Annotated in this window: 15 protein-coding genes; 5 read left to right on the top strand and 10 right to left on the bottom strand. The window is 71.9% G+C overall.

Annotated elements, in window-relative coordinates; all coding sequences use genetic code 11:
* Positions 1–10: 10 nt before the first annotated feature.
* The 6 genes from OIE53_RS25120 to OIE53_RS25095 all read right to left on the bottom strand — a co-directional run bounded on the left by OIE53_RS25120 (position 11) and on the right by OIE53_RS25095 (position 5,742).
* Complete coding sequence (locus OIE53_RS25120) at positions 11–1,195, bottom strand: ABC transporter permease (RefSeq protein ID WP_327023939.1); 1,185 nt, start codon at positions 1,193–1,195, stop codon at positions 11–13.
* On the bottom strand, positions 1,192–1,920 hold the full coding sequence (locus OIE53_RS25115; RefSeq protein ID WP_327023938.1) for an ABC transporter ATP-binding protein: 729 nt from the start codon (positions 1,918–1,920) through the stop codon (positions 1,192–1,194). The genes OIE53_RS25120 and OIE53_RS25115 overlap by 4 nt, the downstream gene beginning before the upstream one ends.
* A complete protein-coding gene (locus tag OIE53_RS25110) occupies positions 1,917–3,302 on the bottom strand; it encodes an efflux RND transporter periplasmic adaptor subunit (protein WP_327023937.1) in 1,386 nt (461 codons plus the stop codon). Before OIE53_RS25110 ends, OIE53_RS25115 begins: the two co-directional genes overlap by 4 nt.
* Before the next feature lie 49 nt (positions 3,303–3,351).
* Positions 3,352–3,933: a TetR/AcrR family transcriptional regulator gene (locus OIE53_RS25105; protein WP_327023936.1), complete on the bottom strand. Its 582-nt coding sequence runs from the start codon at positions 3,931–3,933 to the stop codon at positions 3,352–3,354.
* Positions 3,926–4,726: an alpha/beta fold hydrolase gene (locus tag OIE53_RS25100; protein ID WP_327023935.1), complete on the bottom strand. Its 801-nt coding sequence runs from the start codon at positions 4,724–4,726 to the stop codon at positions 3,926–3,928. Before OIE53_RS25100 ends, OIE53_RS25105 begins: the two co-directional genes overlap by 8 nt.
* Positions 4,727–4,821: 95 nt before the next feature.
* Positions 4,822–5,742 carry a proline dehydrogenase family protein gene (locus OIE53_RS25095; protein WP_327023934.1) on the bottom strand — a complete coding sequence of 307 codons (921 nt, stop codon included), beginning with the start codon at positions 5,740–5,742 and terminating at the stop codon, positions 4,822–4,824.
* Positions 5,743–5,914: 172 nt separating this feature from the next.
* On the opposite strand from OIE53_RS25095, the gene OIE53_RS25090 reads away from it, so the two are divergent.
* The 3 genes from OIE53_RS25090 to OIE53_RS25080 are packed head-to-tail and all read left to right on the top strand — an operon-like array spanning position 5,915 to position 7,938.
* Positions 5,915–6,193, top strand: a complete 279-nt coding sequence (locus OIE53_RS25090; protein WP_327023933.1) for a hypothetical protein — start codon at positions 5,915–5,917, stop codon at positions 6,191–6,193.
* A gap of 1 nt (position 6,194) precedes the next feature.
* Positions 6,195–7,361 (top strand): glutathionylspermidine synthase family protein, encoded by a 1,167-nt coding sequence (locus OIE53_RS25085; RefSeq protein WP_327023932.1) that lies wholly within the window; start codon positions 6,195–6,197, stop codon positions 7,359–7,361.
* Between the two features lie 19 nt (positions 7,362–7,380).
* Entirely contained in the window at positions 7,381–7,938 is a 558-nt protein-coding gene (locus tag OIE53_RS25080; protein WP_327023931.1) for a CGNR zinc finger domain-containing protein, read from the top strand.
* 22 nt (positions 7,939–7,960) lie between these two features.
* On the opposite strand, the gene OIE53_RS25075 is transcribed toward OIE53_RS25080, so the two are convergent.
* Positions 7,961–8,764, bottom strand: coding sequence for a sugar phosphate isomerase/epimerase family protein (locus OIE53_RS25075; protein ID WP_327023930.1), 804 nt, complete (start codon positions 8,762–8,764; stop codon positions 7,961–7,963).
* Between the two features lie 76 nt (positions 8,765–8,840).
* Positions 8,841–9,785 carry a Ppx/GppA phosphatase family protein gene (locus OIE53_RS25070; RefSeq protein WP_327023929.1) on the bottom strand — a complete coding sequence of 315 codons (945 nt, stop codon included), beginning with the start codon at positions 9,783–9,785 and terminating at the stop codon, positions 8,841–8,843.
* A gap of 73 nt (positions 9,786–9,858) precedes the next feature.
* On the opposite strand from OIE53_RS25070, the gene OIE53_RS25065 reads away from it, so the two are divergent.
* A complete protein-coding gene (locus OIE53_RS25065; RefSeq protein ID WP_327023928.1) occupies positions 9,859–10,668 on the top strand; it encodes a hypothetical protein in 810 nt (269 codons plus the stop codon).
* Positions 10,669–10,678: 10 nt separating this feature from the next.
* Here OIE53_RS25065 and OIE53_RS25060 read toward each other — a convergent pair whose 3' ends face one another.
* Entirely contained in the window at positions 10,679–11,362 is a 684-nt protein-coding gene (locus OIE53_RS25060; RefSeq protein WP_327023927.1) for a response regulator transcription factor, read from the bottom strand.
* 23 nt (positions 11,363–11,385) lie between these two features.
* Positions 11,386–12,660, bottom strand: a complete 1,275-nt coding sequence (locus OIE53_RS25055; RefSeq protein WP_327027406.1) for an ATP-binding protein — start codon at positions 12,658–12,660, stop codon at positions 11,386–11,388.
* Positions 12,661–12,869: 209 nt separating this feature from the next.
* Between OIE53_RS25055 and phoU the strand changes: the two genes are divergently transcribed.
* Positions 12,870–13,511, top strand: a complete 642-nt coding sequence (gene phoU / locus OIE53_RS25050; protein ID WP_327023926.1) for a phosphate signaling complex protein PhoU — start codon at positions 12,870–12,872, stop codon at positions 13,509–13,511.
* Positions 13,512–13,563 lie beyond the last annotated feature (52 nt).

Genomic DNA, 13,563 nt, shown 5'->3' with positions numbered 1-13,563 from the left:
CACGGCGGGTTCACTCGGCCCGCAGGGCGACCACCGGGTCCAGGCGGCCGGCCCGTTGGGCGGGTACCACCCCGAAGATGATCCCCACCGCCGCCGAGACGCCGAAGGCCAGCGCCAACGACCACCAGGTGACCGCCGCCGGGATCGGCGAGACGGCGGCCACCAGCAGGGCTCCCCCCACCCCCAGGGCCATTCCGGTGAGCCCGCCGATCGAGGTGAGCAGCACCGCCTCCAGCAGGAACTGCACCCCGATGTCCCGAGGGCGGGCGCCGACCGCCTTGCGCAGGCCGATCTCCCGGGTCCGTTCGCGTACCGAGACGAGCATGATGTTGGAGACCCCCACCCCGCCGACCAGCAGCGAGATGCCGGCGATGGCGGCCAGCACCCCGGTCAGGATGCCCAGGATGTCGCCGAGGACGCCGAGGATCTGCTCCTGGGTGACGGCACTGAACTCCGTACCCGGGTGCCGACCGTTCAACTCGGTCACGATCCGCTGGCCGAGTTCCTCGATCCGGTCCCGGTCCGGTGCCCGCACCGCGATCGCGTCCACCCGCTGGGTGCCGTACAGCCGCTGGGCGGCGGTCACCGGGATGTGCACCTCGTCGTCCCGGTCGACCCCGAGGCTCTGCCCGAGCGGGGTGAACACCCCGATCACCCGGAACCGCACCCCGGCCAGGTTCACCTGCTGCCCGACGGCCTCCCGGTCGGGGAAGAGGATCCGGGCGACGGAGTCACCCAGAACGGCGACCCGGCGGCCGGTGTCCACGTCGGATCGGGTCAGGTAGCGACCCCGGGCCAGGTCCCGGGCGAAGACCGTCGGGGTGGTCTCCAGCACCCCCTGCACGGTGGTGAAATCCTGCCGGCCACCGGCCCGGACAGTGGCCCCGGAGGCCACCGTCACGGCCACCCGGGAAGGGTCGCCGACCACCCGGCCGACGGCCTCCGCGTCCTGCAGGGTCAGCGGGGAGACCGCCGGGGCCGAGCCCACGTCCAGCCGCCCCGGTACGACCAGCAGCAGGTTCGAGCCCAACCCCTCGACCTGCTGTTCGACGGTCTGTTTGGTGCCGGTGCCGATCGCCACCAGCAGCACCACGGAGGCGACCCCGATGATCACCCCTAGCATGGTCAGCAGGCTGCGCATCCGGTTGGCCCGCAGCGCGTCCGCCGCCACCCGCCACGCCTCGGCCAGCCTCACGAGGCGCCCCCACCCGACGCGGCGACACCGGGAGTGCCGGCCACGGCGCTGTCGGCTACGACGACGCCGTCGCGCATGGTGATCCGGCGGCGGGCCCGGGCGGCCACCTCCGAGTCGTGGGTGACCATCACCAACGCCACCCCGGACTCGGCGTTCAGCCGCTCCAGCAGCTCCAGTACGGCGGCCCCGGTGGTGCTGTCCAGGTTGCCGGTCGGCTCGTCGGCCAGCAGCACGGTCGGGTCGGTGACCAGGGCACGGGCGATCGCCACCCGCTGCTGCTCGCCGCCGGAGAGCTGGTTGGGACGGTGGTCCAGGCGGTGCCCCAGGCCGACCCGTTCCAGCATGGCCGCGGCCCGCGCCCGCCGCTGACGGGCGCTGACCCCCCGGTACACCAGCGGCAGGGCCACGTTGTCCACCGCGGTGGTACGCGGCAGCAGGTGGAAGGCCTGGAAGACGAAGCCGATGGTCTCGTTGCGCAGTCGGGCCAACTCGGGGGCGGACAGGGTCCCCACCTCCCGCCCACCGATCACCAGTCGCCCTCCGGTCGGCCGGTCCAGGCCCCCGAGCAGATGCATCAGGGTGGACTTCCCGGACCCGGAGGGCCCGATCAACGCCACGTAGTCACCGGACGCCACGGTCAGGGTCACCCCCCGCAGGGCCGGTACGGACACCCCGTCGAGCTGGTACGTCCGGGACACCTCTACCGCCTCGATGGCGGGGTTCACCCGACCTCCTGGCCGTCGCGCACCTGGTCGGTGCCGCGCACCACCACCCGGTCACCGGGCTGCACCCCGTCGACGATCTGCACCAGATCCTGACCCTGCACCCCTACCGTGACCGAGGCCCGTCCCACCCGGCCCTCGCGTACCACCCAGACGGTGTCCCGGCCGTCGGCGGAGAAGATCGCGGAGGCGGGTACGGTCACCGCGTCGCTGGCCTCGCGGACCTGCAACCGCAGCACCGCGTTCATCCCGGGGCGGGGGGTCGGTGCCGGTTCGGCCTCACCGAACTGACCCGCCCCCAGAGAGAGCCGGACCCGGTAACTGACCCCGCCCCGGGCCGAGGTGCTGGGCAGTACGTCGATTGAGCGGACGGTGGCCGGGTAGCTGGCACCGGGGACGGCGTCCAACTCGACCGTGCCGGAAAGACCGGCCTGGACCAGCAGCACGTCGGTCTCGTCCACCTCGGCCAGCAGCCCCAGTTCGCCGGTGTCCACCACGGTCAGCACCGGGGTTCCGGCGGTCACCCGACCGCCGACCGGGACGGCCGTGTCCACCCCGGCGGGCGGACCGGCCGCCGGGGCACCCAGCGCGCTCGGTTCGAGGCCGGGCGGCAGGACTCCCCCGCCGCCGAGCAGCCCCGCCAGGGCGCTGGCGGAGGCGTCCCCGGAGCTGACCCCGCCGGGCTGGACCACCCCGGCGATCGGTGCCCGCAGGGTCAGCGCGTCCACGGTCGCCTTGGCCAGGTCGTACGCCTGCTGGGCCTGGAGGCGTTGGGCGGTGGCCAGGGCCCCGACTGCGGAGTTGAGACTGCGTACCCCGCGCTGCACCTCACGTACCGCCTGGTCGGCGGCGCGCGCGGCGGCGGCGTACTGCCGCTGCGCGGACTCGACCTGCGCTAGCAGTGCCTTGCGCAGCTTCGGGTCGCTGATCTTGCCGGCGGCGGCGCGGGCGGCGGCGTGTGCCTTCGCGGCGGCCCGGTCGGTGCCCCGCAGGGATCCGACCAGGTTGCCGCCGCCACCCCCACCGGCCCGCTTGGCGGCATCCAGCGCCTTCCGGGCCTGCTTCAGGCGTTCCCGGGCCGAGGGTGAGTCGATCACGGCCAGCACCTGGCCGCGCCTGACCCGCTGTCCCGGCTCCACCCGGAGGCTGCGCAGGGTGCCGTCGGCCGGAGCGGTCAGGGTGGCCGCCGCCCGGGCGACGACCGTGGCCGGGGCGTCGATCTCCTCCGCCACCGCTGCCCGTACGGCCGAGGCCAGCGCGATCGGTGCCTCGTCCTCGCCGCAGGAGGCGGCGCTGGTGAGGGTCAGCACGGTGACGGCTAGCAGGGCGGTGAACAGGCGGGGCCGCGTGGCTGCGAGCAGCCGCGGCGAGTCGTGGCGGCGCACCGGCCCATGCTACGAGCCCCGGCGGACCGGTCGACGATCCGCCATGCCGTCAGTCCAGGTCGGTGCCGCCCGGCCAGGCGGAGAAGGCCACATCGAGGGCCGTGATCATCTGCTCGAAGGAGCGGTCGACCTCCCGGGGCAGGCCGAAGTCACCGGCCGCCTCCAGGGCCACGAAGCCGTGTACGGCGGCCCGGAACATGCGTACCCCGTCGACCGCGCTGTCGCCCTCGATGCCGTACCCGCGCAGGATGGCGTAGACCACCCCGACCGCCCGCTCACCGGCGGCCACATGCGCCGGATCGGCCGGATCCGGCACCCGCTGGGCCATCGGGTAGCGGCCGGGATGCCGTCGGGCGTACGACCGGTAGGCGGTGGCCACGGCCCGCAGGGCCTCCTCCCGGCTGCGCCCAGCGGCGGCCGTGGTCATCTCCTCGGCGAGTTCGGCCGTGGCCAGGGCGGCGAGCTTCTGCGCCAACGCCTCGGCGCCCTTGATGTGCTTGTAGAGGCTGGGCAGGGCGACCCCGAGCCGGCCGGCCAGCGCGGCCAGGGTGAGCTGCTGGTAGCCGACCTCGTCGGCCAGCAGGGCCGCCTCACGCACCACGATCTGCGGGTTGAGCCCGACCCTAGGCACGATCGGTCACCGCCATGAAGGTGGTCAGTTCGGCGGCCATCGCCTCAGGACGGTCGGCGTGCGGGTAGTGCCCGGCGTCGGTGATCATCCGGGCCTCGGCCAGGGGGAAGAGGCGCCGGGCGGCCCGGGCCTCGGCACCGGGGTCGGGGAAGTCCGGGTCCTTCGTGCCCATCAGCACCAGCACCGGTCGACGCACCTGCGGAGCGAGGGTGGTCCAGTGTGGCGCGACCGGGGCGGCCACCTCACGGACCGGCAGCATCCGGCCGGGCCGCCGCAGCGCGGTCACCAGGTTCTTGCGGTACCGCGCGTCGTCGGCCGGGCGATGGACCGGGAACAGGGTGCGGTGGAACATGCCGAACAGCCGAGGACTGCGGACCACCGCCCACACCCCCAGCCGCATGACGGGGTTGAGCTTCGGCTGCGTCACGAAGGCGCCGACCAGCACGATCCCGTTGACCAGGGCCGGTTCCTCGGCGGCGGCGAAGACCACCGCGGCGGCGCTGGAGGAGTTGCCGACCAGGGTGGCCGGCCCGCCGCCGAGTTCCCGGACCACCGCCAGCAGATCGCCGCCCACCTCGGCCGGGGCGTAGCTGGCCCACCCGATGGTGGAGTCCCCGTGGCCGCGTACGTCGACCGAGGCCACCCGGTAGCCGGCCGCCACCAGCAGGGGAATCAGGTGCCGGTAGGAGTGGCGGTTCTCCCCCATGCCGTGCGAGAGCACCACCAAGGGCCCCTGACCGTGCACCTCGTAGGCGATCCGTCCGTCGCCACGCTTCGCGAAGCTAGTGTTCATAGCCCTTAGGCTAATTCCATTAGCCAACCGACGTCAAGACGGGACCACGGCAGGGTCCGGTGGAACCTGCCGAGGCCGTTCGGATGGGTGGGTGGTTACTTGCGGGAGGTCAGGGCGCGGGCGAAGAAGGCCAGGTTGGCGGGACGCTCGGCCAGCCGGCGCATCAGGTAGCCGTACCAGTCGTCGCCGTACGGCACATAGGTGCGCACGATGTAGCCCTCGCCGACCAGCCGGTCCTGCTCCTCGGGCCGGATGCCGTACAGCATCTGGAACTCGAAACGGTCCGGCGCCCGGTCGAACCAGCGGGCCCGGTCCTCACCGATGGCGATCAGTCGGGGGTCGTGGGTGGCCAGCATGGGATAGCCGTCGCCTGACATCAGGATGTTCATGCACCGCACGTAGGACTTGTCCACCTCGCGGGCCGACTGGTAGGCCACCGACTCGGGCTCCTTGTAGGCCCCCTTGCACAACCGCACCCGGGACCCGGCGGCGGCCAGGTCACGACAGTCCGACTCGGTACGCCGCAGGTAGGCCTGGAGCACCGCCCCGGTCGAGGGGTAGTCCTTGCGCAGCTTGGCCAGGATGTCGAGAGTCGAGTCCGTGGTGGTGTGGTCCTCCATGTCCAGGGTGACCGTGGTCCGCGCGGCCTCGGCGGCGGCGCAGATCGCCCGGGCGTTGTCGTAGGCCAACTGCTCGTCGAAGGCCTGACCGAGCGCGGAGAGCTTGACACTCACCTCGGCCGCGGGGGTCAGCCCCTCCTCGGCCAACCGTCCCAGCAGGGCGAGGTACTCGTCGCGTACGGCGATGGCCTGCTCGGGGTTGAGAGTGTCTTCGCCGAGGTGGTCCAGGGTGACCGCAAGGCCACCGTTGACGAGTTCGCGGGTCACGCGCAACGCGTCGGCGGTCTGCGCACCGGCGACGAACCGGCGCACGACGTCCCGGGAGAACGGGGCCGTCGCGACGAGCCGCTCGACCCGGGATGACCGGGAGGCGGCGAGAATCACGGAACGGAGCATGAGCCGAGGGTATCGCCCACCCGGCCCCAAGATTGCGCCCCCAGCCCACCCCGCCCGCGTTGTAGGGAAGGGCCCCCTTTCAACACTTCGAGGGGAGAAGGGGAGCCTTCCATCCGCCTTTCAACCCCAGCCCGGGGCGGCGAGCCTGGCGTTCATCGGTTACAACGATGGCGTGAAACAACTCCCCCGACGCCGCCTCCGCTCCGCCTCGGTGCAACTCGGCGCCCTCACCGCCCTGGCCCTCACTCTCTCCGGCTGCAACATGACCTCCGACGACGATGACGACTGCGCGATGGGCCCGGGTGGGGGTGGCGACACCGTGGCGATGGCCGTGCGTACCCCCTCACCCGGCGCCGAGATCGGGGTCGGGCGCCCGGTGACGGAGCCGGTGGCCTCGGCCGTGCCGGAGCGCGGGGGCTTCGGCTCCCACCAGGCCTCCTGCGGGGGCTGAGATGCGCCGCGTAGAGGTCAGCCCGCGTCCCGACTGGGACAGCACCATCCGGGAGCAGGGTCTGGTGTATGTGGACACCGAACTGCCCGACGGCGAGGTGATGTCGTACTGGGACGAGACCGCCGCCTACGCCTTCGACCTGGACGAGGTGCTGCGGTTGGAGGAGGCCACCGAGGAGTTGCACCGGATGTCGGTGGCCGCCGCCGAGCATGTGGTGGCCCGCAACCGGTACGCCGAGTTCGGCATCCCCAGGTGGGCGGCCGAGGCGGTGGCCCGATCCCTGCGGGAGTCCCCGCCGACCCTCTACGGCCGGTTCGACCTCTGGTACGACGGCAGTTGGCCGCCGAAGATGCTGGAGTACAACGCCGACACCCCCACCGCCCTGGTCGAGGCGAGCATCATCCAGTGGTTCTGGCTGGAGCACACCCGGCCGGAGCTGGACCAGTGGAACAGCCTGCACGAGCGACTGGTCGGGGCCTGGGCCAAGATCGGTGCCGGGTTGCACGATCACCGGGTGCATGTGGTCTGGTCGAACGAGGAGGAGTCCGGCGAGGACCACATGACCGCCGGCTACCTGGCCGAGACCGCCCGCCAGGCCGGGCTGGAGGTCACCCTGCTGCCGATCCAGCAGATCGGTTGGGACGGCCGTCGCTTCATCGACCGGACCGACCAGCCGATCACGACCTGCTTCAAGCTGTACCCCTGGGAGTGGATGCTCGCCGAGCCGTACGGCCCACTGGCCCTGGAACCGGGCACCCCTACCACCTGGATCGAGCCGGCCTGGAAGCTGCTGCTGTCGAACAAGGCGCTGCTGGCGGTGCTCTGGGAGCTGTACCCCGGCCATGAGCTGCTGCTGCCGGCCTACCTCGACTCACCGCGCGGAATGTCGGAGTACGTGGCCAAGCCGCTGCTGGGCCGGGAGGGTGCGGCGGTACGCATCGTCACCCCCACCGGGGAGTTCAACAATCCGGGTGACTACGGCGACGAGGGTTTCTGCTACCAGGAGTTCCGGGCCCTGCCGGAATTCGCCGGAAATCGGCTGGTCCTGGGGAGCTGGACGGTCGACGGTGAGTCGGCCGGGGTGGGGCTGCGGGAGAGCGCGAGTCTGATCACTGACGGCTATGCGCGATTCCTGCCGCACTACATCGACGCGCCGCGCGGCGGATGAGTGGACTACCTTTGGAGGGGTGAACTTCGACGCGTACGCCCGGACCGGAGTTGACCTTGTCAACGCCCGCCTGGACGGCCTCGACGACCTACGGGCTATTTTCCCGGACGACAACGCCTGGATGCGAGACGAGGTCGTGGAGCGCGACCTGGCGGTCTTCCGGCGGGTGCAGAAGCGGTTGCGCGACGTCTTCGAGTACGGCACCTCCGGGCGCGATGCCGAGGCGGTGGCCGAGTTGAACTCGCTGCTGGAGGCGTTCCCGGTGCAGCCGCGCATCTCCGGCCACGACTCCAGCGACTGGCACATGCATGTGACCAGCCGGGGCTCCTCGGTCAGCTCGGAATTCCTCGCCGGTGCGGTGTGGGGGCTGTCGGTATGGCTCTGCGAGTACGGTAGCGCCCGTTTCGGTGTCTGTGCGGACGACCGCTGCGGCAACGTCTACCTGGACACCTCGTCGAACTGCTGCCGCCGGTTCTGCTCGGAGCGGTGCGCCACCCGCTCCCACGTGGCCGCGCATCGGGCCCGCAAGCGGGCGGCCGTGCCGACCCAGACCGACCCGCTGACCCCGGTGTCCTGACCGCCGCCCCGCGCTCAGCCGCTCAGGCCTCGACCGGGGTGGCGCTGAGGTGCTCGCGGGCGAAGGCCAGGGACTGACGCAGGTCCGCCTCGCGGTCCTGCCGGCTCTTCGCGCCCCGGGTGGTGACCTCGACCGCCACCGAGCCGGTGAAACCCCGCCCGGCCAGGGACCGCAGCAGTTCGGCGCAGGGTTGACCGCCCCGGCCGGGCACCAGGTGCTCGTCCCGGCCCTCCCCGGTGCCGTCACCCAGATGCACATGGGCCAGGCCCGAGCCCATCCGGTCGGCCATCCCGAGGGCGTCGGTGTGCGAGGCGGCGCAGTGCGACAGATCCAGGGTGTACGAGGCGTAGCCGACCGTGGTCGGATCCCAGCCGGGGGCGTACGGCACGAACTGCCGGCCGGCCATCCGGACCGGGTACATGTTCTCCACCGCGATGTGGATCCCGCCGAACTCCCCGGCCACCTCGTCCAACCCGTCGGCGAAGGTGCGGGCGTAGTCCCGCTGCCAGGTGAAGGGCGGGTGCACCACCACGGTCGGGGCCTGGAGCGTCTCGGCCAGGATGGCCGAGCGGCGCAGCCGCTCCCAGGGGTCCGGGCTCCAGACCCGCTGGGTCACCAGCAGGCAGGGGGCGTGCACGGAGAGCACCGGCACCCCGTAGTGCTCGGCCAGCCCCCGTAGCGCCCCGGCGTCCTGGCTGACGGCGTCGGTCCAGACCATCACCTCGATCCCGTCGTAGCCGAGTTCGGCGGCCAGTTGGAAGGCCGCCGCGGTGCGTTCAGGGAAGACCGAGGACGTGGACAGGAGTACGGGAACTCGGGAGGTCACACCACCGAGGGTAGCCGCCATCGATTGCACCAATGCGACGAGAACTCAGCAATGCGGTCAAACCGGCCGAGGAATGTCACTCTGGCGCCAACCGATCCAGTCGATCTAGGATCACTCCCTCACGCAGCGCCCACGGGCAGATGTCCAGGGAGTCGACACCCAGGCGGCGCAGCACCGAGTCGGCGACCACCGCACCGGCCAGCAACTGGTGCGCCCTAGCGGCGCTGACCCCCTCCAGCTCGGCCAACTGGGCGGGGGCGATGTGCCGGATGAAGCCGAGCACCTGGCGCAGCCCGGCGCGGGTCAGTCGGCGACGGGTCCAGATGCCGGCACTGCTGGGGGCGGCCCCGGCCAACCGGGCCAGGGTACGGAAGGTCTTGGAGGTCGCCACCGGGCGTTCCCAGCCCACCTCGGCCATCCGCTCGGCCACGGGTTCCAGCAGGCTCTCCACGTACTCCCGAAGCTCGTCGACCGCCTGGGGTCCCGGCGGTGCCGGGCTCTGCGGATCCACCACCAGCCGGTCCCGGGTCAGCCGGCCCGCCCCCAGCGGCAGGGAGACCGCCTGGTCGGGGTACTCGTCGGCACCGGCCGCGATCTCCAGCGAGCCACCCCCGATGTCCAGCACCAGCAGCCGACCGGCCGACCAACCGAACCACCGGCGCACCGCCAGGAAGGTCATCCGGGCCTCGTCGGCCCCCGGCAGCACCTCCAGGCGTACGCCGGTGGTCTCCTGGACCCGGGCGAGCACCTCGGCGCCGTTGGTGGCGTCGCGCACCGCGGAGGTGGCGAAGGCGAGCAGTTCGTCGACCTTCAGCGCGGTGGCCGAGGCGCGGGCCGCGCCGACCGCCTCGACCAGGGCGTCCACGCCGGCCGGGGGCAGGGCACCGTCCGGCCCCAACTGCTCGGCCAGCCGCAGCACCGCCTTCTCGGAATGCGCCGGCCAGGGATGCCCACCCCGCTGGGCGTCGACCACCAGCAGGTGCACCGTGTTGGAACCGACGTCCAGGACACCCAGTCGCATGGGCACGACCCTAGGGCAATCCGTTCGCGGCACTGCCCGGCCCACCCGGCCCACCCCGCGTACGCTGGGCCGGGTGACAGGGCAGATCGAACTCCGCGTGCTGGTGGACGACCCGGCGGACCCGCGCAGCCGTGAGGTGCCGCTGGACTTCCCCCGGGAGTGGATCGAATTCGTCGACCCGGCGGACGAGCGGCACCTGGTGCGCGCCGATCTCACCTGGTTGCTCTCCCGCTGGACGTGCATCTTCGGTCAGGGCTGCCACGGCATCATCGCCGGGCGGGCCGCCGACGGCTGCTGCTCGCACGGGGCCTTCTTCACCGACTCCGACGACGAGAAGCGGGTCCGGGCGGCGGTCAAGCGGCTGACCCCGGCCACCTGGCAGCACTTCCGTCGGGGGTTCAAGAACTGGACCGAGAACGACACCGTGGACGGCAAGAACCCGGCCCGGCGGACGGCCACCCGGGACGCCGAGGGGCCCTGTGTCTTCCTCAACGACGCGGACTTCCCGGCCGGTGGCGGCTGCGCCCTGCACGCCCAGGCGCTGCGCGACGGGGTGCATCCGCTGGAGTACAAGCCGGACGTGTGCTGGCAGTTGCCGATCCGCCGGGATCAGGACTGGGTCACCCGGCCGGACAACACCAAGGTGCTGGTCTCCACCCTCGCCGAGTTCGACCGGCGGGGCTGGGGCGCCGGCGGTCACGACCTCGACTGGTGGTGCACCTCCTCCACGGACGCGCACGTCGGGGCGGAGCCGATGTACCTGTCGTACGGCCCGGAGTTGACCGCCCTCATCGGCGCCCCCGCGTACGCGAAGCTAGCCGAGCTGTGCGCTACCCGGCTGCGGCAGGGCCTGACCGCTCCGCACCCCGCCGACCCGGCCTGACCGCGACGAATCAGGGCTCGAACTTGTAGCCGAGACCCCGCACGGTGACGATGTGCCGTGGCGAGGAGGGCTCCGGTTCGATCTTGGAGCGCAGGCGCTTGACATGCACGTCCAGGGTCTTGGTGTCGCCCACGTAGTCGGCGCCCCAGACCCGGTCGATGAGCTGGCCCCGGGTGAGCACCCGCCCGGCGTTGCGCAGCAGCAGTTCCAGCAGCTCGAACTCCTTCAGCGGCAACTGCACGGCCGCCCCGGCGACCGTGACGACGTGCCGCTCGATGTCCATTCGGACCGGCCCGGCGACCAGGGTGGCGGAGCCCGACTCCACGGTCTCCACGCTCTGCCGGCGCAGCACCGCCCGGATCCGGGCCACCAGCTCCCGGGGGGAGTACGGCTTGGTGACGTAGTCGTCGGCCCCGATCTCCAGGCCCACCACCTTGTCGATCTCACTGTCCCGGGCGGTGACCATGATGATCGGCACGTGCGAGCGCTGGCGTAGCTGACGGCAGACCTCGGTACCGGACATCTCGGGCAGCATCAGGTCGAGCAGCACGATGTCGGCGCCGCTGCGGTCGAACTCGGTCAGAGCCGCGGTGCCCGTGGCGGCCACGGAGACCTCGAAGCCCTCTTTGCGGAGCATGTACGACAGGGCGTCGGAGAACGACTCCTCGTCCTCGACCACCAGTACCCGGCTCAACGGCCTTTCCTTTCCATTCGTGCTCAACTCTGCGGGACCTCGGCCGGACCGGGCTCGATACCCGGCAGGGCGGACAGCAGATCCTCCGGGGGGCGGGCGGGCAGCCGGAGGGTGAAGGTGGACCCACCACCCAGGGTGCTCGTCACCTCGACCCGTCCGCCATGGTTGCTGGCGATGTGCTTGACGATCGCCAACCCGAGCCCGGTGCCGCCGGTGGCGCGGGAACGGGCCTGGTCGGCCCGGTAGAAGCGTTCGAAGACCCGGTCCACCTCGTTGGGGGCGATGCCGATGCCCTGGTCGGTGACGGCGATCTCGACATGATCGGCGGTGGCCCGGGCGGTGACCAGGACGGTGGTGTCCGCGCTCGAGTAGTTGACCGCGTTCTCCACCAGATTCGCCACCGCCGTGGCCAACTGGCTGTCGCTGCCGTACACCGTCAGCCCACGCTGCCCCTCTACCGCCACGGTGATCCGGCGGGCGGTGGCCGCGGTCCGGGTGCGGTCTATCACCTCGGAGATCACCCAGTCCACCGCGACCGGTTCCGGGGCGGGCTGCGGTTCGGCGCCCTGCAACCGGGTCAGCTCCAGCAACTCCTGCACCAGCCGGCCCAGTCGGGTCGACTCGTGCTGGATCCGTTCGGCGAAGCGACGCGCGGCGACCAGGTCCTCGGAGCGGTCCGGCGGCCCGGCGCTGGCCGGCTCGGTGGCGTCGAGCAGGGCCTCGGCCAGCAGTTGCAGCGCGCCGATCGGCGTCTTCAACTCGTGGCTGACGTTGGCCACGAAGTCCCGGCGGACCCGGGCCAGGCGGTGGGACTCGGTGACGTCGACCGCCTCCACGGCCACATGGCCGTTGCCCAGCCCCATCGCCCGCAGGTGCACCCCCAGCGGGTTCTCCTTGTCGCGGCCACGGGGCAGGTCGAGCTCGATCTCCCGACGCACCCCGGTGCGTCGGACCTGCCCGGCCAGGGTACGGACCAACGGATGCGCGATGACCGAACCCGGCTGGGCCCCGGTACGCAACAGCCCCAACGCCCGGGCTGCGGGGTTGACCAGCACCGGCAGGTCCTCGGCGTCGAGCACCACGACCCCCGCACGCAGCGAGTCGATCGCTCGTCGGCCCAGACCGACCTGCACATCCTCGACGATCGTGTCCCTCCCCTTACCGAACCGGAGCGGGCCCCACCCCCGGCGGGGGGAGCCGCCCGGACCAGGCGCCTCGGGCAGCAGTCCGGACAGCCAGAGCCCGACGACCACTCCGGCCGCCAGCGCCCCGGCCACTGCCGCCGTCACTGCCCACATCACTCGGTGATCGTAGGGTCAATGCTGACCCGACTACCGGACGAAAACGGGCGAAGCACGCTCACTTCCGGGAAAGTTCACCTTCGCGCCCGGCTCAGTTCACCGGCGTTCACCTCCGGGCCTCCCAGCGGCCCTAACTTGGGCGCCGACCTGCGCAAAAGCATCGTCGGCCGAGACCGGCCGGCACCGACGAACGACAGGACGTGAGCATGCGCGACGAGTTCCGGGCCGAACTGCAAGCCGTCAGCCATCTGCTAGTGGAGATGGCCGAGGGTGTCCGGGCGGCGCTACGACAGGCGACCCGGGCCCTGCTCGCCGCCGACCGGCGGGCCGCCGAGACCGTCATCGAGCAGGACGCCCAGATCGACGAGTTGTACCGGCAGGTGGAGGAGCGGGTCTGTGACCTGCTGGCCCGGCAGGCCCCGGTCGCCTCCGACCTGCGGGCCATGATCACCGCCCTGCATGTGGCCGCCGACCTGGAGCGGATGGGCGACCTGGCCGACCATGTGGCCAAGACCGCCCTGCGCCGCCACCCCTCCCCCGCCGTGCCGGCGGAACTGCGGCCGGTCTTCACCGACATGGCGACCATCGCCGACCGGATGGCGGAGAAGATCGCAGGGGTGCTGGCCCACCCGGACGCCGACCTGGCCGCCGAACTGGACAGCGACGACGACGCGATGGACGAGCTGCACAGGGGCCTGTTCGGGGTGCTGCTCGGCGCGGACTGGCCGTACGGGGTGGAGACCGCCATCGACGCCACCCTGCTGGGCCGCTTCTACGAACGGTTCGCCGACCACGCGGTCAACAGCGCGGAACACGTCGTCTACCTGATCACCGGCAAACCCGCCTGAGGTGCAAGGAAGGGCCCCCTGTTAACGCCTCGCGTATAGCAGGGGGCCCTTC

The sequence above is a fragment of the Micromonospora sp. NBC_01739 genome (assembly GCF_035920385.1).
In the GTDB taxonomy this organism is placed as follows: Bacteria; Actinomycetota; Actinomycetes; order Mycobacteriales; family Micromonosporaceae; genus Micromonospora.
This window is presented reverse-complemented; position numbering and strand designations above follow the sequence as displayed.

Bases quoted from the DNA above. Each gene is read 5' to 3' on its own strand.
- phoU (WP_327023926.1), top strand. From the start codon at position 12,870: ATGCGCGACGAGTTCCGGGCCGAACTGCAAGCCGTCAGCCATCTGCTA.
- OIE53_RS25070 (WP_327023929.1), bottom strand. From the start codon at position 9,785: ATGCGACTGGGTGTCCTGGACGTCGGTTCCAACACGGTGCACCTGCTG.
- OIE53_RS25100 (WP_327023935.1), bottom strand. From the start codon at position 4,726: ATGAACACTAGCTTCGCGAAGCGTGGCGACGGACGGATCGCCTACGAG.
- OIE53_RS25095 (WP_327023934.1), bottom strand. From the start codon at position 5,742: ATGCTCCGTTCCGTGATTCTCGCCGCCTCCCGGTCATCCCGGGTCGAG.
- OIE53_RS25055 (WP_327027406.1), bottom strand. From the start codon at position 12,660: ATGTGGGCAGTGACGGCGGCAGTGGCCGGGGCGCTGGCGGCCGGAGTG.
- OIE53_RS25085 (WP_327023932.1), top strand. From the start codon at position 6,195: ATGCGCCGCGTAGAGGTCAGCCCGCGTCCCGACTGGGACAGCACCATC.